The sequence below is a fragment of the Hymenobacter coalescens genome, assembly GCF_054783195.1.
In genome coordinates, this window is record NZ_BAAGRA010000019.1 from 196,060 (window position 1) to 212,107 (window position 16,048).

The window sequence follows — 16,048 nt, forward strand, 5'->3', positions numbered from 1 at the left end:
CGCCATGCCTGCTGTAGCCGCGCTGCTTCCGCTTTTCCATGCCTTGCCCGATGCGTGCCTGCTCCTGGCGCCGGACTTGGTCATTGAAGCCGTCAGCGACGCGTACCTGGCCATCACCCAGACCCACCGCGAAGCCCTGGTAGGACGGTCCCTGTTCGAGGTCTTTCCCGAGCAGACACCACGGCCCGGGGAGTGGGGGCTGGCTGACTTGCGGGCTTCGCTGGCGCAGGTGCTGGCCACCGGCCGGCCGCACGACATGGCCCGGCAGCGCCGCGACGTGCCCAACCCGGCCATGCCCGGCACCTGGATGGAGCGGCACTGGCTCGTGCGCAACACCCCGGTGCTGGACGAGCAGGGGCAAGTCAGCCACCTTCTGCACACGGTGCAGGACGCGACGGCGCAGGTGCAGACCGAGGTCCAGCTGCACAGCAGCCAAGCGCGTGAACACGCCGCGCTGACCGAGATGGAAATCCAACGCAGCCGCCTGCAGCTGATCGTGGACCAGGCGCCCACCCTGATGGCGGTGCTGGAAGGCCCCGAGCACCGCATCCAGCTGGCCAGCGAGGTATTTCAGCAGATGTTCGGCAACCGCGCGCTGCTCGGCAAACCCCTGCGTGAAGCCCTGATCGAGCTTCGCGGCCAGCCTTTTTTCGGATTGCTGGATGCCGTTTACCGCACCGGGGAAGCCCAGTACGGCCGCGAAGTACTGGCCTACATCGACCGTGACAATTCCGGGCGCAGGGTGCCCGTGTACTTCAATTTCACGTACCGGGCCACGTGCAATGCCACGGGGCAGGTCGGGGGGGTGCTGGTGATGGCCCACGATGTAAGCGAACTGGTGCAGGCGCGGCAGCGGGCGGAAGCGCAGGCGCAGCACACCCAGCTGCTCAACGAGGAACTGGCCGCCGCCAACGCCGAGATGCTGGCTAATAACCGGGAACTGCGGCAGGTGCAGGCTCAGGTGCAACAACTCAATAAGGAACTGCAGGCAGCTAACGCAGAATTTCTGGCCAATAATGCCGAACTAAGCCGCACGCAGCTGCGCCTGCGCCGGCTCAACGATGAGCTGGAAGCACACGTGGTCGAGCGGACCCGGGAAGTGCAGGCCGCCCGCACCGAAGCAGAGGCGCAGCGCGCCCGGCTGGAGCGCCTGTTCATGCAGGCCCCGGCCGCCATTTGCATCCTCAACGGGCCCGACCTGGTGTTTGAACTCGTCAACCCGAGCTACCAGCGCCTCTTGCCCAACCGTCCGTTGCTGGGGCGCTCCTTCCTGGAGGCCGTGCCAGAACTGGCCCGGCACTCGGTAATGGAGGTGTTCCAGCGCGTTTACCAAACGGGCTTTACGCACGAAGAATCCGCTATTCTGGTGCCCCTGGCGCGGGACGAGGACGGGGTGCTGGAAGACCGGTACTTCAATTACATCCAGCAGGCGCGCTACGACGAGCAGAACCGCATCGACGGGGTGCTGGTCTTTGCCTTCGAGGTGACCGAGCAGGTGCGGGCCCGCCAGGCCAGCGAAGCCGTGGCCCACCAGCTGCGCCTCATCACCGACGCGCTGCCCGTGCTCATCGGCTACCTGGACCACGACCAGCGGTACCGTTTCGCCAACCACGCCTACCAAGCGTGGTTTCAGCAGCCCCCCGAGGCCCTGCTGGGGCGCTCCGTGCGCGAGGTGGTGGGCGAGCAGGCTTACCAGGGCGTGCTCGGCTACATCGAGCGCGCCCTGGCCGGCGAGCGGCTCGACTTCGAGGCCCGCATGCCCTACCGCGAAGGCTTTACCAAATACATTCGGACCAGCTACGTGCCCGACGTGCAGGACGGCCGCGTCGCCGGCTTCTTTACCCTGGTGACCGACGTGACAGAGCAAGTGGAGGCCCGCCAGCAGGTGGAAGCCGCGAATGCCGAGCTGGCGGCCGCCAACGAGCAGCTCACGCGCACCAACCAGGACTTGGACAATTTCGTGTACGCCGCCTCCCACGACCTGAAGCAGCCCGTGAACAACCTGCGCGGGCTGTTCGACGAGCTGCACCGGTGCGTCACCTTCGCCGATCCGGCCGAAGAGCAGCTGCTCTTGCCCCTGGTGCAGGACGCGCTAGACCACCTGAGCGTCACCATTGACGACTTGGCTGCGCTGGGGCAGGCGCAACGCGTCAGCGCCATCCCCGCCGAAACCGTGTCGCTGGCCGAGCTGACGGAGGAAGTCCTGAGCACCCTGGAGCCGCAGGTGCGGGCGGCCCGGGCCCGCATCACCACCGATTTTGCGGCCCGGCCCACCATCCGTTTTCCCCGCGCCAACCTGCGCACCGTGCTCCTGAACCTGCTGGGCAACTCCCTCAAGTACGCCGATCCCCAACGGCCCGCGCGCGTGCACCTCTCGGTGTGGGTGGAGGACGAACAGCCGGTGCTGGTGGTGGAGGACAACGGGTTGGGGTTCGACGCGGCCCGGTACCGGAGCGAGCTGTTTCAGCTGTTCCGGCGCCTGCACCACCACACCCCCGGCTCCGGCGTGGGCCTTTACTTGGTCAACCGTATTGTGCAGGCCAACGGAGGCAGCATCGAGGTGGAAAGCGAGGAAGGCGCGGGCGCCACGTTCCGGGTGCGGCTCGGGCAGGCGTAGGGCATCCGCGGCAGTAGCGGGTACCAGCCGCGGAGTGTTGTCGCTGATGGGGGGAAGCGCCCCGCCAATCCGGGTCGGGCCCCGCCCCAGGTTGCGGACCCAACCCCGCGCTGGTCCGGTGCCGCAGTGCCGGCACACGCCCGAAGCCACCACGCTCGGAAGCTACCCGATAATGGGGTTATACTTGCGTAGTTTTTTTAGTTTTCTCCCGTTCTGCCCAGCTCCGGCCGACGCCCCAACCGGCCTTCACCCGCTTTCCTGCCCATGAAGCACCGCGCTTACCCACTCCTTACGCGCCGCGCCGCGCACCTGCTGCTGCTGCTCTGCCTCGGCGTCCTCGGCTTCGAGGCCCGCGCTGAAGAAATCAAGTCGCCCAACGGACAGCTGACGCTGAACTTCGATCTGCAACAGGGCGGCGTGCCTACCTACCGGCTCCGCTACAAGGGCCGCGATGTCATCAAAACCAGCAAGCTGGGGCTGGAGCTGAAGGGCACCACGAGCCTGCAGACCGGCTTCACCCAGGCCGACAAGCAGACCCGTAGCTTCGACGAGACGTGGACGCCGGTGTGGGGCGAAGCCAAAACCATTCGCAACCACTACAACGAGCTGGCCGTGACGCTTACGCAGCCCGAGACGCAGCGCACGATGCGCGTACGCTTCCGGGTATTCGACGACGGGCTGGGCTTCCGCTACGAGTTTCCGCGCCAGCCCAAGCTCGACTACTTCACCATCAAGGAGGAGCGCACGCAGTTTGCCCTGGCCGGTGACCATAAAGCCTTCTGGCTGCCCGGCGACTACGACACCCAGGAGTACAGCACCGTCACGTCGAAGCTGTCGGAAGTGCGCGGCAAGATGAAGGCGGCCACCACGCCCAACGCCTCGCAGACGCCGTTTTCGGCTACGGGCGTGCAGACGCCGCTGATGCTCAAAAGCCAGGACGGGCTCTACATCAACATCCACGAGGCGGCGCTCATCGACTATTCCTGCATGCACCTGGAGCTGGACGACCAGACGATGACGCTGGAGTCGCACCTGACGCCCGACGCGGTGGGGGATAAGGGCCTGATTCAGAGCCCGGCTAACTCGCCCTGGCGCACGGTCATCGTCAGCGACAAAGCGGGCGATATTCTGCTGTCCAAGCTGGTGCTGAACCTGAACGAGCCCACCAAGTTCAAGGACGTGTCGTGGATCAAGCCGGTGAAGTACGTGGGCGTGTGGTGGGAAATGATTACGGGCCGCAACTCCTGGTCGTACACCAACCTGGACAACATCAAGCTCGACTCGGTGGACTACCGTAAGGTGAAGCCCAACGGTACCCACGCGGCCAACAACACCCGCGTGAAGGAGTACGTGGACTTTGCCGCCCAGCACGGCTTCGACGCGGTGCTGGTGGAAGGCTGGAACACCGGCTGGGAAGACTGGTTCGGCAAGCACAAGGACTACGTGTTCGACTTCGTGACGCCCTACCCGGACTTTGACGTGCAGGAGCTGAACCGCTACGCCCAGGGCAAGAACGTGCGCCTGATCATGCACCACGAAACCTCTGGCTCGGTGCGCAACTACGAGCGGCACCTCGACACGGCTTTCCAGTTCATGAACAAGTACGGCTACACCGCGGTGAAAACCGGCTACGTGGGCGACATCGTGCCGCTGGGCCACCACCACTACGACCAGTGGCTGGTCAACCACTACAACTTCGTGCTGGAGAAGGCGGCCCAGCATAAGATCATGGTGAACGGCCACGAGGCCGTGCGCCCCACCGGCCTCTCGCGCACTTACCCGAACCTGATCGGCAACGAAGCGGCCCGGGGCACCGAGTACGAGTCGTTTGGCGGCAACAACGCCGACCACACCACCATCTTGCCCTTTACCCGCCTCGTCGGCGGCCCGATGGACTACACGCCGGGCATTTTCCAGACCCGCATCAGCGCCCTGAACCCGCAAAACAACTCCTTTGTGCACAGTACCCTGGCCCGGCAGCTGGCCTTGTACGTGACGCTGTACTCGCCCCTACAGATGGCGGCCGACCTGCCCGAGCACTACAACCAGCACCTCGACGCCTTCCAGTTCATCAAGGACGTGGCCGTGGACTGGGACGACACGAAAGTGCTGGAAGCCGAGCCCGGCGACTACGTCACCTACGCCCGCAAAGCCAAGGGCCGCAGCAGCTGGTTTGTGGGCAGCACCTGCGACGAGCAGGGCCGCACCTCCAAGATTGATCTGAGCTTCCTGGAGCCCGGCAAGAAGTACACGGCCACCATCTACGCCGACGCCGCGGACGCCCACTACGAGCGGAACCCGCAGGCCTACCAGATCCGCAAGCTGACGGTGACCCGCAAAACCAAGCTGACGCAGAGCTGCGCCCCGGGCGGCGGTTACGCCATCAGCCTCGTGGAAGCCGGCCGCTAGGCCCTTATCGGTTCGTGCCGCCGGAAGCCATTACCGGCAACCCGGCCAACGAAACCCGTTGGCTTCTGGCCCGCGCATCTGCTCGATGCGCGGGCTTTTTTTGCCCGCACCCGAAAGCCGTAGCCTGAAATACCGGCAGCTTCGAGCGGGCCAAATCTTGCGGGCGCACCTCTGGTAGCAGGGGGACTGACGCGAATTGTTGTCCGGGCCGCTAGCCATAAAAGGTGTTCCGGCCACCGAACCCCAAGCGCCGGCAATGCCCGCACAGACCCGGCATAGCCTGTTGCCGGGCTGTCAGAGATGCGCTCCATTCGGGAAGCTGCTTGGTGGCCCGCGAAGCACCGCCTAGATCGAAGAAGGATTGTCGTCCAACCACGACTCGCCGTGCTGGCGGAGGTGGGCAATGACTTGGGTCGGTGTACTGCTTCTGCCCACCCATGTTCGCCTTGGGGCACGGCAACGCCCGCCTCCGTCGACTTCAGAGAGTTCTGCCGCAGATACGGTGATAGGACTGGCAAATCATTTTCAGACCACCGATCTGCATAACAGTACCCCGCTGGCTGCGTACCCATCTATGTTGAGTTTGTTACGCAGCCGCTAGTCACACCCCAATGCCACCTTCCATGAACCAACGCCGCTTACTTACTGCCTCTCTTGTTCTGCTAGGTGGGCTCAGTGCCGCCTGCAACCGCTCCGGCCAAGAACAGCGGGCCCAGCAGCCGGCGGACGCCCCGGGCCAAGCCGCTACCGGCCGCCTCGCGCTTGAGACCCGGGCGGCCAACGTGCCCGAGCAGCGCCCGACGTTTCCCGAGCAAACCCGGGCCGCTAAGCTGCCCTCGGACGTAGCCTTCGAAGTGACGGTACTGGCTACGGGGCTGGCGCATCCGTGGGCCGTGGAACCGCTGCCCAGCGGCGACGTGCTGATCACCGAACGGCCCGGCCGGCTGCGCGTCGTATCGGCCGCGGGCCAGCTGGGGGCGCCCATTCAAGGCGTGCCTGCGGTGTACGCTGAGGGGCAGGGCGGCCTGCTCGACGTGGCGTTGAGCCCAAGCTTTGCCACGGACCGGACGGTTTACTGGTCGTTTGCCGAGCCCCGCGGTGCCGCGGGCAACGCCACCAGCGTGGCCAAGGGGGTGCTGTCCGCCGACCAGCGGCGCCTGGAGCGGGTGCGCGTCATCTTCCGGGCGCTGCCGGCGTACGCGGGCGACAAGCACTACGGCTCCCGCCTCGCCTTTGGGCCCGACGGCCTGCTGTACGTGAGCCTGGGCGAGCGTTCGGACCTGGAAATCCGGCCCCAGGCCCAGCAGCTGGACAGCCACATGGGCAAAACCCTGCGCCTGACCCCCGACGGCCAGCCGGCCCCGGGCAACCCCTTGATCGGGCAGGTCGGCGCATTACCCGAAATCTGGACCGTGGGCCAGCGCAACGTGCAGTCCCTGGCCTTCGACGCCAGCGGGCAACTCTGGTCGGTGGACATGGGCCCGCAGGGCGGCGACGAGCTGAACCGCCTTGAAGGGGGCAAAAACTACGGGTGGCCGCTGGTGACCTTCGGCGAGGAGTATTCGGGCGCGCCCGTTCCCAACGCCGTGACGACCAAGCCCGGCTTCGTGGACCCGGTGTACTACTGGGACCCGGTCATCGCCCCGTCGGGGGCACAGTTCTACACCGGCGACGCGTTTCCGGCCTGGCGCGGCAGCCTGTTTGTCGGCGCGCTCAAGGACCGGGAGCTGGTACGTCTGCAGCTGGAGCAGGGCCGCGTGACGGGGGAGGAGCGCCTGCTTTCCGAGCGCAAGCAACGCATCCGCGACGTGCGCCAGGGGCCGGACGGGGCCTTGTACGTCGTCACGGATGAGGCCAGCGGCGAGGTGTGGAAAATTGCCCCTCGCGCGGACCGCAAGTAATTTCAGCTTTCCGCAGGCAACGGCCCGGCTTGGCAGTTTGCAAGCTGCACAGTCCGCCTCGCGGCTTGGCCTTGTCTCAGGCAAACGTTTTGTAGCGGAACAGTCGCTGGGCTTTCAAGATAGCCCAGGAAATGCACCACTAGCAAAGGGAAAGCCCGGTAGCAGACTTGTTGCAGTCTATTACCGGGCTTTCGTTGCTGCGCTCCCTCCTGGGCTCGAACCAGGGACCCTCTGATTAACAGTCAGATGCTCTAACCGGCTGAGCTAAGGAAGCGGTTATGGCGGCGTTTGATTGCCGTTGCGGGTGCAATATTAGGCAGCACTTGCGGTTTACGCAAACTGTTGGCAATAATTTTTTAATAAAAAATGTTAGTTGGTGATATACAATAGGTTGTTACTGATGGCGGTGGTGTATTGGCGCAGTGGCCGCGGCGCCGGACCGCTGGTAAGCTGGCCCCGCAGGTCGAAGCGGGAGTTGCAGCAGGAGTCGGCCAGAAAGAAGCCCGAGGGGTCCATGCTCACCTTCGCGCAGGTATTGTAAGGCTGGTAAGGGCAGTTGCGCTCAAAAGCCAGGTACGACTGGGCGTTTTGGCGCACCACCACGATGCCCCGCACGCCCGCGTTCAGGTACACGTAGCCGCGGTCGAAGCGCAGGGGCGTGGCCTGCTGGGTACTCAGGTTAATTACTTCGTTGACGACGGCCGTCGGAATAGCCGGCTCCACGCTCGTGCCCGAGGAGCCGCAACCGCCCAGCAGCGGGAGTAGCGCCGCGCAGGCCCCGGCGCACAGCAGTGAAGGTCGGATGGAAAGCTGCATAACGGTAACAACGCGCGAAGGCGGTTTTTGTGTTCAGGCCAGACCGGCCAGCGCAAAATAAAAGCCCGGCGGCTGCAAGGCAGGCCGCCGGGCTTTCAATCGGCATGCTAAAAGCCGGCGTTGCCTGCGTACCCGGGGCCTTGGCGCCGGAGCGCGGCTCCCACGCCAGGGGCCCGCGGGGCTAGTGGATGGCCTCAAACTGGCGCAGGAAGCGCATGTCGTTCTGGGTGAAGAGGCGCAGGTCCTTGATCTGGTACTTGAGCATGGTCGGGCGCTCCAGGCCCATGCCGAAGGCGAAACCGGAGTAGCGCTCCGGGTCGATGCCGCAGCTGCGCAGCACGTTCGGATCGACCATGCCGGCACCCATGATTTCCACCCAGCCGGTGTACTTGCAGATGTTGCAGCCGACACCTTTGCAGATCAGGCACGAAATGTCGATTTCGGTGCTCGGCTCGGTGAACGGGAAGTACGACGGGCGCATCCGCATCTTCACATCGGCCCCGTAGAACTCCTGGGCGAAGTAGTAGATGGTCTGCTTGAGGTCGGCGAAGCTCACGTTTTCGTCGATGTACAGGCCCTCAATCTGGTGAAACACCATGTGGGCGCGGGCCGAAATGGCCTCGTTGCGGTACACCCGGCCAGGCATGATGGAGCGGATGGGTGGCTTCTGGCTCTGCATCAGGCGCACCTGCACAGTGCTGGTGTGGGTGCGCAGCAGGCGGTTCTGCTCCTCGCCGGCGGCGGGCGGCAGGAAGAAGGTATCCTGCATCTCGCGCGCGGGGTGGTTTTCGGGGAAGTTCAGGGCCGAGAAGTTGTGCCAGTCGTCCTCGATTTCGGGCCCCTCGGCCACGTTGAAGCCGATGCGCGAGAAAATGCGCACGATTTCGTCGCGCGTCAGGCTCAGCGGGTGGCGCGTGCCCAGGGCGCCCGGCACGGCGGGCAGGGTGTAGTCGTAGCCCGGGTCGGCGGGCTGGCTGGCGGCTTCGTCCTCGAGCTGCTGGCGGCGCTGGTCAAACTTATCCTGGGCCAGCTGCTTCAAGGCGTTGAGCTGCTGGCCAACGGCGCGGCGCTCCTCGGCCGGCACCGTTTTGAGCTGGTCAAAAAGGTCGGCGATGCGGCCCTTGCGGCCGGTATAGGCAATGCGAAACTGGTCGAGGCCGGCCGCCGTGGTGACGTCGTAGGCCTCGATTTCCTGCTGAAGCTGTTGGATCGTGTCCTGCATAAGTACCGGCAAAGATAGCCCGCGAACGGGAGTGATGCGTACAGTTGGCAGCCCCGTCCGGCCGCGTCCCGCGAAAAGAAGTTGGCTAAACCCGCCGGACTTCCGTATGAGGATCAAAACAGCCCCCTGGGCTACGGGTCGTTGGTAGGTGCTTGAAAGCAAACGGAGTACGCGCCCACGGCTGTTGCCCTTCCACCTCAACTAACCGTATCCTCATGCTTCGCCGTTTACTCCTGCCTGCCCTGCTCACCGGCCTGCTGGCCGTGGCCGAGCTTCCCGCCGCCTACGCCCAGCGCACCGCCCACCCGGGCCGCGGCACCCGCGCCCGCAGTCAGCCTAAGTCGTCCGACGACGTGAAGCTGGCCCCGGGCATGCGCCTGGGCCGCCCGCTGGCCCTCACCACCGATTACATGGGCCGCCCACTCAAGCCCAAAGCCAAGCTTACCTCCACGCCCGTCAAGGCAACCAAGGGCACCGCGACTTCCATGTCGGCGCGGGGCACCACGGCCTCCGGCGGCAAGGCGGCGCCCATCAAGAAAAGCAAGCGTCGCTGAACTGTCCGGCACGGCTTGGGGTTGGGGAGGTGCTCAACGCAAAACGGGGTGTAATCGGCTAGCCAGCACCCACTTCCTTGCGTACAAAGACCTTTGATTATTCCACCCACGCTTAAGATTTACCACATGAAACGGTTGGCACTTCTCGGATTGGCACTGGGCCTGATGACCCTGCAGGCACAAGCGCAGCAATCCTCCAAATCGAAATCGACCACGAAGCAAACCAAGTCCAGCAACGACGGCTGGGGCAGCAGTAGCAGCAGTGGTTGGGGTGGCGGCTGGGACGCCCCCGCGCCCAAGAAAAAAGCCGTGGCTCCGAAAGCCGCCGCGGCACCCGCGGCGGCCAGCGAAACCGCCGCTGAGCCGACGACTCCCGCCGCAACCGCTCCCGCGGCAGCCACTACCACGCCGACCGACGCCGCCGGCGCTGGTGCCGGTGGGTTTGGCGGCGGGGCTTACGGCGGCGGTTCCAACGAGCCCCGCCCGATCGAAGGCACCAGCGTAGCGCCGGGCTCGGCCCTGCGCCCCATGAGCCGCACCCGCTACGATTACCGCGGCCGGCCCATCGAGCAGAAGCCCTCGATGCGTCCGCGCGAGTAGTAGAGCTGGGCCGGGGTTGCCGCCGACCGGTCTGATAGATCCACAAAAAAGCCCTTCCGCCGCGGCAGAAGGGCTTTTTTGTGCCTAAATGAGGGCAGGAATCAAGCGGTAGCCGCTTCGGCCGCAGCTACGGGCTCCGCCGCGGCCGGCCGCGGCTGGGCTTGGTAGCGCAGCGTGGAGCAGTTATCGGGACGCAGCACTTCCTGGGCGGCGCGCAGCACGTCGGCGGGCTGCACAGCCTGCACGCGGGCGCTTTCCTCGTTTACCAGGTTGGCGTCGCCGATGAGTTTGGAGAAGGCCAGGTTCATGGCCCGGTTCAGCAGCTCCACCTCGCTGAACACGATGCTGGCTTCCGCCTGGTTTTTTACTTTCTCCAGCTCGTCGGCCTCGATGGGCCGCTGGCGCAGCTCCTCCACCACGGCCTCCACGGCGGCGTCGGCCTCGGCCAGGCTCACGCCCTGGTTGAGCTTGCCGCTGATGACCAGCAGGCCGGGCTCCAGGGACCCCATCACGGAGGCCGAAATCGAGTTGAACAGGGCCTGCTCTTTCACCAGACGCTGGTAGAGGCGGCTCGACTTGCCGCGGCCGAGCACGTCCGAGAGCAAATCGGCGGGGTAGTAGCCGGTCTCGGCGCGGCCGGGCATGTGGTACACCTTATAGAGGGCGCTCAGCGGCACGTCGGCCGTGACTTCGAGCAGGCGGGCCTCGGTCTGGCGCGGCTCGCGGGGCAGCTGCCGCTCGTAGCGGGTGCCGGCCGGAATGGGCCCAAACCACTTCTCGGCCAGCTGCTGCGCCTCGGCCAGGCTCACGGCGCCGGCCACCACCAGAATGGCGTTGGCGGGGGAGTAGTGCTTGGCGAAGAAGTCGCGCACCTGCTGCGTGGTGGCGTTTTCGATGTGGCTGATTTCCTTGCCGATGGTGGCCCAGCGGTAAGGGTGGTGCTGGTAGGCGAGGGGGCGCAGCTTCAGCCACACGTCGCCGTAGGGCTGGTTCAGGTAGGTCTGCTTGAATTCCTCCACCACCACTTTGCGCTGCACTTCCAGCCCGTTTTCGGAGAAGGCCAGGCTGAGCATGCGGTCCGACTCCAGCCAGAAACCTGTTTCGATGTTCTGGGCGGGCAGCGTGAGGTAGTAGTTGGTGATGTCGGGCGAGGTAAAGGCGTTGTTTTCGCCGCCCACGCGCTGCAGGGGCTCGTCGTAGCTCGGAATGTTCACGGAGCCCGAAAACATCAGGTGCTCAAACAGGTGGGCAAAGCCGGTGTGCTCCGGGTCTTCGTCGCGCGAGCCGACGTTGTAGAGCACGTTGAGCACGGCCATGGGCTGGGTAAAATCCTCGTGCACGATGCCGCGCAGGCCATTCGGCAGGGTAAATTCCTGGAAGTTGATCATGAGGCAAGAGGTGTGGGAGGCGCTAAAGCGTAGTAACCTACGAAAACGGCGCGGGGTTCGGCCGGCGGCAAAGAATGAGTAGAAGCGGGAAGCCCCCGGGCCGGCGCATCCGGTCCGGGGGCGCCGTGCCGTTTTAAAACCGGCCGCGCACGCCCAGCTGCCACACCCGGGCTACGGGGTACACGCTGGCATCGAGGCCGGCTGCCATGGGCGAGGCCCCGCCGCTGCTCACGTTGGGGTCGTAGCCGCGGTACGCGCCGCTGACAAGCAAGTTCTGCCCGCCCACCCACACGCTGAGCTGGCGCGCGGCCGTGTTCACCACGTCGTAGCTCACCGTGAGCTGGCTCAGGCGCAGGTGGTTGCCGCTGGCCAGGTCCTGATCGGTGGGGGTGCGGCCGTATTGGGGGCTGATGTAGTTACCCTGCAGCGGGGCGGGCACGTTGGTATCCTGGCGGGTCGGCGTCCAGTAGTTCAGGGCGCGGACCGAGTTGTTGGTGTAGCCGTTGGGCAGGTCCAGGGCCTGCAGCGTGGAGTTGAACACCTGGTAGCCGAAGAGGCCATCCACCTGCGCGTGCAGCTCCAGGCGCTTGTGGCGCAGCTGCTGGTAGAAGCTGAGCGCGTAGCGCGGCAACCCAGTGCCCTGGCTGCGCGCGTCGGCGTAGTTGCGCTGCCCGTCGTTGTTCACGTCGCGGTAGCGCAGGGTGCCGGCGGCGGGCGTGCCGGCCGGGTAAATGCCCTCCTGCTCGTAGGCAAAGAAGCGGGCAATGGAATGCCCCTCTTCCAGCCCCTGGTACACCAATGACTGGTTGCGGTAGGTCAGCTCTTCCAGCTGGTTCTGATTCAGCGAGGCGGCCAGCGACGAATTTCCCGTCAGCGCACCGGCCCGCCACATCCCGTTCAGGGTCAGCTCCACCCCGCGGTTGCGCAGCGTGGCTTCGGGAGTAATGTAGAGCACGCCCAGGCCGCCCGGCGACGGCACGATTACCGGCAGAATGGCCTGGGCGTGCTCGGTGCGGCGCTGGTAGACCTGCACGTCCAGCGTCACGCGGTTTTGCAGCACGCCCACCAGCAGGCCGGCGTCCAGCTGCCGGGTGCGGTCGGGGGTGAAGAAGCTGCTGGTGCGGCCCGCGCCGGCCCGCAGGGTGAGCGTGCTGAGCGCGGTTTGGTCGGCCAGAAAAGCCTCCTTGGCAAGGTGCCAGCTGAGCTGCCCGCCCGGAAACCAGATGGTTTGGGAGTTGCTACCAGCCTTGGCCATGTCGGCCCGCATCGAGGCCTGCACCTCGTAGCGGCCGCCGTAGGTGAAGCTGGCCGCCGCCGAAGGGCTGTGGAAGGGGAGGTGTTTCTGCCGCAGCTCGAAGTAGCTCGAGCCAAAGCCGATACCCGGACCGCTGATGGCGTACCGCTGCTGGTCGTTGCGCAGGCGGCTCTGAAACTCTTGCCGCAGGTAGGTCAGCGAAGCCGAGAGCTGGTGCCCGGCGCCGAACGTACGCTGGTAGCGCGCCCCGGCTTCGGCCACCCAGCTGTCGGCAAAGGTTTTCGACAGCTCGCTGCTGCGCTGCACCACGCCGCCGGGGTAGCGGATGTCGGGCGTGTGGTTCGATTCGCGCACGTACACCCGCTCGTAGCCGCCGCGGGCGTGCAGGGCGAGGCCGGGCAGCAGCTGGTAGGTGGCGCCCAGCTGGGTGAGCAGGCGGCGCGTGCGGGGCGTGCGGTAAAACTCGGTGGCCCGCTGCTCCGGGTTGAAGTAGGAAAAGCCGTAGGGGCTGGGCTCCTCGTTCAGCGGAGCGCTCAGCAGGGCCGTGCGCAGCACCTGACCCGCGTCGTTGTCGGGGCCGGGCTGGCGCTGGTCGAGCTGGGTGGCAGCGACTTTCAGGTCCAGGGTGAGCTTGCGCACCAGCTGCTGCTCCAGGTTCAGGCGCAGGTTGTAACGGCTCAGGCTGGAGTTGATGACCACACCGGCCTGTTGCAGGTAGTCGGCCGCCACGTAGTAGCGGGTGCCGCCCTGGTGGCCGTCGAGGCTGAGGTGGTGGCTCTGCACGCCCGCCACCCGCAGCAGGCGGTCCTGCCAGTTCACGTCGCCGCGCTGCTGCAGGGTGGCCTCGTTGTAGGGCGGCGCGCCCCCGCCGCCGGCATTGGCCCAGGCCGCGTTGGCCACCTCGGCAAACTGCCGGGCGTTGAGCAGCTCGTAGCGCCGGCGCACCTGCTGCAGACCACCGTAGCCGGCGTAGCGCACCCGCAGCGGCTGCGGCTCGTCGGCCGAACCGCCACCGCGCTTGGTGGTGATGCGGATGACGCCGTTGGTGCCCTGCATGCCGTAAAGGGCCGTGGCCGCGGCGCCCTTCAGCACTTCCACCGAAGCTACGTCTTCCACCGGCAGGCTAGCCAGCGGGTTGGCGCCCGGGGTGCGCGGCGTGGCGGCGTTGTTCAGGGGCTCCAGCGCGCCGGCCATGTTGCTCCACTGCTCCGGCTTCACGTCGTTGTTGTACACGGGCACCCCGTCGATGACGTACAGCGGCTGGCTATTGCCGGTGAGGTTGGCCACCCCGCGGATGCGCACCGTGGCCCAGGCCCCGGGCGCGCCGGAGTAAGGCGTCACCTGCACGCCGGCGACACGCGTAAGGCTGGGTTGAATGGTAGTAGCCGGGTTGGTCTGATCGGCAAAGCGCACCGTGCCCCCGGCCGGGGAATATTCCACCACCGGCAGCAGGCAAAGCGAATCGGAAGGGGCAGGGGCGGGGCTGAGCGGCGGTTCGGTCTGCTGGGCCTGAGCGGCAGCGGCGCTCCATACGAGGAGCGCACCAAGCGGTAGAATTCGATGCATATAGTCAGTAGTAAAAGAAGCGGCGACGAAGATAGATGCGCCGCCCCGCTTAATTGCACAAGCCCGCGACACTACCAAAGCCTTTCTGGGGCCGGTGGCGCCGCAGCCGCTCAGCGGCGCTGCTCCAGCCGGAGCGTGGCGCAGGAGTCGGTTTCGAGCAGCACCTGGGTGCGCCACTGCTGCTCCCATTGCCGGCGCAGCCGCCGCCCGCACACCACCACCGTCTGGCCCGCCGGCTGCTGGCCGATCTGCTCCGGGTAGGCGGCCGTCAGCCAGCCGCCGTGCCGTCGCTCCGTGGCCAGCCGGTAAAAATCCAGTGTGCCGTGGTAGCCGGGGTGAGCCAGGGCGAAGTCGCGCAGGGCCGGCAGGCGCTGCTGCTGCACCCGCAGATGGTCGCCGATGAACAGCGGGGCCTCGTCGCGCCCCAGCGTGGGCAGCGTGCCGATGAAGCGCAGCCGGCCGTACAGCGGCGCGGCCGCCAGCACCAGCATGCCGGCCGTCAGCGCCCAGGCCGGAGCAGCCGGCAAGAACCGTCGCCGCAACTCAGCGGCCAGTACGGCCACGCTCAGCGCCAGCAACGGGTAGATGGGCGCGTCGTACCACTCCAGCTTGGTGCTGGCCGCCGAGATGATGGCCAGGTGGCTGAGGGGCACCACCAGGGAAAGCAGAGCCAGCCGCCAACGGACCGTGCGCCGGGGCGGCCGCAGGCCCAGGGCCCAGCCCGCCGCCGTCGGCAGCAGCCACCAGGCATACTGGTGCCGCCACAGCCGCTCGAAGTACCAGAATCGGCTGTGGGCGTGGCCTTCCAGGGCCGAAAACGCCCGGCCACCCAGCTCGTTTTCCCACACGGCCTGCCAGTAGCCGGGGGCCAGCGCCTCGCGCAGCCCGTACCAGCCGGCCACCCCTACGGCAGCCAGCAGCACCGCCAGCCACACGGCCGGCCGCCCCAGCCGGGAGGTTGCGCCGCTGAGGATGGTAAACAGCAGCAGGCCCGGCAGCAGCAGCGCGCCGGCCACGCCCTTGGTGAGCACCGCCAGCAGGGCCCACAGGGCGCTGAGGTAGGCGTCGCGGGGGCAGCCCTGCTCCGCGTACCAAAACCACTGCAGCGCCAGCAGCGTGGTCCAGAGCGTCAGCAGCCCGTCGTAGTCGCCGGTGAGCACCACATGGTCGCGCAGGTAGCCCGGCGCGGTCAGCAGCACCAGTGCGGCCACCAGACCGGGCCAGGCGCCACCCAGCCAGCGGCGGGCCGCCGCGGCTACCACCAACGCCGTGGCCAGCGCCGTGAGGGCCGTGGGCAGGCGCACGGCCAGCTCGGTAGGCCCCAGCAGCTGCACACTCAGGGCCTGCAGCCAGATGAGCAGCGGGGGCTTGGTGTTCCACAGGTCCGGCTCGCCGTTGTTGGTCGTCACCAGCCACTGCCCGCTGCGCAGCATTTCCAGCGCGCTGACGCCCTGCCGCGACTCGTCCCAGAGCTGCATGGGCAGGTCGCGCAGGCCCGGCTGGCTGAAGAGCAGCAGCCAGGTAGCCCCAAGAATGGCCACGGTCAGCCACCAGGAGGCGTGGCGAGGCGAGTAAGCAGAAAAAGCAGCCACAGATAGCAGAAACGACGAAATTCAGGTGGTAAAGGTAGCGGGCGAAGCCTGTTCAGGAAACGGCGGGAGGGGTTGGATCGGGCAGCAGGAAGCAGGCGGCGCGGGTGTTGAATACCGGCCAGCAGGCT

At 66.4% G+C, this 16,048-nt stretch carries 10 protein-coding genes and 1 tRNA gene; 5 read left to right on the forward strand and 6 right to left on the reverse strand.

The features are described from left to right. The first annotated feature begins 4 nt into the window (after window positions 1–4). The 3 genes from ACYVKQ_RS17315 (at window position 5) to ACYVKQ_RS17325 (ending at window position 6,927) form a co-directional block, all read left to right on the forward strand. A complete protein-coding gene (locus ACYVKQ_RS17315; protein WP_460676607.1) occupies window positions 5–2,617 on the forward strand; it encodes a PAS domain-containing sensor histidine kinase in 2,613 nt (870 codons plus the stop codon). 264 nt (window positions 2,618–2,881) lie between these two features. Beyond that, a complete protein-coding gene (locus tag ACYVKQ_RS17320; RefSeq protein ID WP_460676608.1) occupies window positions 2,882–5,026 on the forward strand; it encodes a glycoside hydrolase family 97 protein in 2,145 nt (714 codons plus the stop codon). A 623-nt stretch (window positions 5,027–5,649) separates the two neighbouring features. Further along, window positions 5,650–6,927 carry a PQQ-dependent sugar dehydrogenase gene (locus ACYVKQ_RS17325; RefSeq protein ID WP_460676609.1) on the forward strand — a complete coding sequence of 426 codons (1,278 nt, stop codon included), beginning with the start codon at window positions 5,650–5,652 and terminating at the stop codon, window positions 6,925–6,927. Window positions 6,928–7,127: 200 nt separating this feature from the next. On the opposite strand, the gene ACYVKQ_RS17330 is transcribed toward ACYVKQ_RS17325, so the two are convergent. The 3 genes from ACYVKQ_RS17330 to pheS all read right to left on the reverse strand — a co-directional run bounded on the left by ACYVKQ_RS17330 (window position 7,128) and on the right by pheS (window position 8,965). Then, window positions 7,128–7,201, reverse strand: a tRNA-Asn gene (locus tag ACYVKQ_RS17330). Window positions 7,202–7,296: 95 nt separating this feature from the next. Next, window positions 7,297–7,743, reverse strand: a complete 447-nt coding sequence (locus tag ACYVKQ_RS17335) for a hypothetical protein (protein ID WP_460676610.1) — start codon at window positions 7,741–7,743, stop codon at window positions 7,297–7,299. A gap of 181 nt (window positions 7,744–7,924) precedes the next feature. Next, window positions 7,925–8,965, reverse strand: a complete 1,041-nt coding sequence (gene pheS, locus ACYVKQ_RS17340; RefSeq protein WP_460676611.1) for a phenylalanine--tRNA ligase subunit alpha — start codon at window positions 8,963–8,965, stop codon at window positions 7,925–7,927. A 215-nt stretch (window positions 8,966–9,180) separates the two neighbouring features. Between pheS and ACYVKQ_RS17345 the strand changes: the two genes are divergently transcribed. Both ACYVKQ_RS17345 and ACYVKQ_RS17350 read left to right on the forward strand, forming a co-directional pair. Then, the gene (locus tag ACYVKQ_RS17345) at window positions 9,181–9,519 is read left to right on the forward strand and encodes a hypothetical protein (RefSeq protein ID WP_460676612.1); all 339 of its coding nucleotides are present in this window, start codon (window positions 9,181–9,183) and stop codon (window positions 9,517–9,519) included. Window positions 9,520–9,645: 126 nt separating this feature from the next. Continuing rightward, window positions 9,646–10,119 carry a hypothetical protein gene (locus ACYVKQ_RS17350; protein WP_460676613.1) on the forward strand — a complete coding sequence of 158 codons (474 nt, stop codon included), beginning with the start codon at window positions 9,646–9,648 and terminating at the stop codon, window positions 10,117–10,119. A gap of 101 nt (window positions 10,120–10,220) precedes the next feature. Here ACYVKQ_RS17350 and ACYVKQ_RS17355 read toward each other — a convergent pair whose 3' ends face one another. The 3 genes from ACYVKQ_RS17355 to ACYVKQ_RS17365 form a co-directional block, all read right to left on the reverse strand. Further along, window positions 10,221–11,507 (reverse strand): M16 family metallopeptidase, encoded by a 1,287-nt coding sequence (locus ACYVKQ_RS17355; protein WP_460676614.1) that lies wholly within the window; start codon window positions 11,505–11,507, stop codon window positions 10,221–10,223. 133 nt (window positions 11,508–11,640) lie between these two features. Continuing rightward, a complete protein-coding gene (locus ACYVKQ_RS17360; RefSeq protein WP_460676615.1) occupies window positions 11,641–14,328 on the reverse strand; it encodes a TonB-dependent receptor plug domain-containing protein in 2,688 nt (895 codons plus the stop codon). A gap of 110 nt (window positions 14,329–14,438) precedes the next feature. Beyond that, window positions 14,439–15,920 (reverse strand): ArnT family glycosyltransferase, encoded by a 1,482-nt coding sequence (locus ACYVKQ_RS17365; RefSeq protein ID WP_460676616.1) that lies wholly within the window; start codon window positions 15,918–15,920, stop codon window positions 14,439–14,441. Window positions 15,921–16,048: the final 128 nt, after the last annotated feature.

Coding starts and splice junctions, on each gene's coding strand:
- ACYVKQ_RS17360 (WP_460676615.1), bottom strand. CDS start 14,328: ATGCATCGAATTCTACCGCTTGGTGCGCTCCTCGTATGGAGCGCCGCT.
- ACYVKQ_RS17355 (WP_460676614.1), bottom strand. CDS start 11,507: ATGATCAACTTCCAGGAATTTACCCTGCCGAATGGCCTGCGCGGCATC.
- pheS (WP_460676611.1), bottom strand. CDS start 8,965: ATGCAGGACACGATCCAACAGCTTCAGCAGGAAATCGAGGCCTACGAC.
- ACYVKQ_RS17325 (WP_460676609.1), top strand. CDS start 5,650: ATGAACCAACGCCGCTTACTTACTGCCTCTCTTGTTCTGCTAGGTGGG.
- ACYVKQ_RS17320 (WP_460676608.1), top strand. CDS start 2,882: ATGAAGCACCGCGCTTACCCACTCCTTACGCGCCGCGCCGCGCACCTG.
- ACYVKQ_RS17350 (WP_460676613.1), top strand. CDS start 9,646: ATGAAACGGTTGGCACTTCTCGGATTGGCACTGGGCCTGATGACCCTG.
- ACYVKQ_RS17345 (WP_460676612.1), top strand. CDS start 9,181: ATGCTTCGCCGTTTACTCCTGCCTGCCCTGCTCACCGGCCTGCTGGCC.
- ACYVKQ_RS17315 (WP_460676607.1), top strand. CDS start 5: ATGCCTGCTGTAGCCGCGCTGCTTCCGCTTTTCCATGCCTTGCCCGAT.
- ACYVKQ_RS17335 (WP_460676610.1), bottom strand. CDS start 7,743: ATGCAGCTTTCCATCCGACCTTCACTGCTGTGCGCCGGGGCCTGCGCG.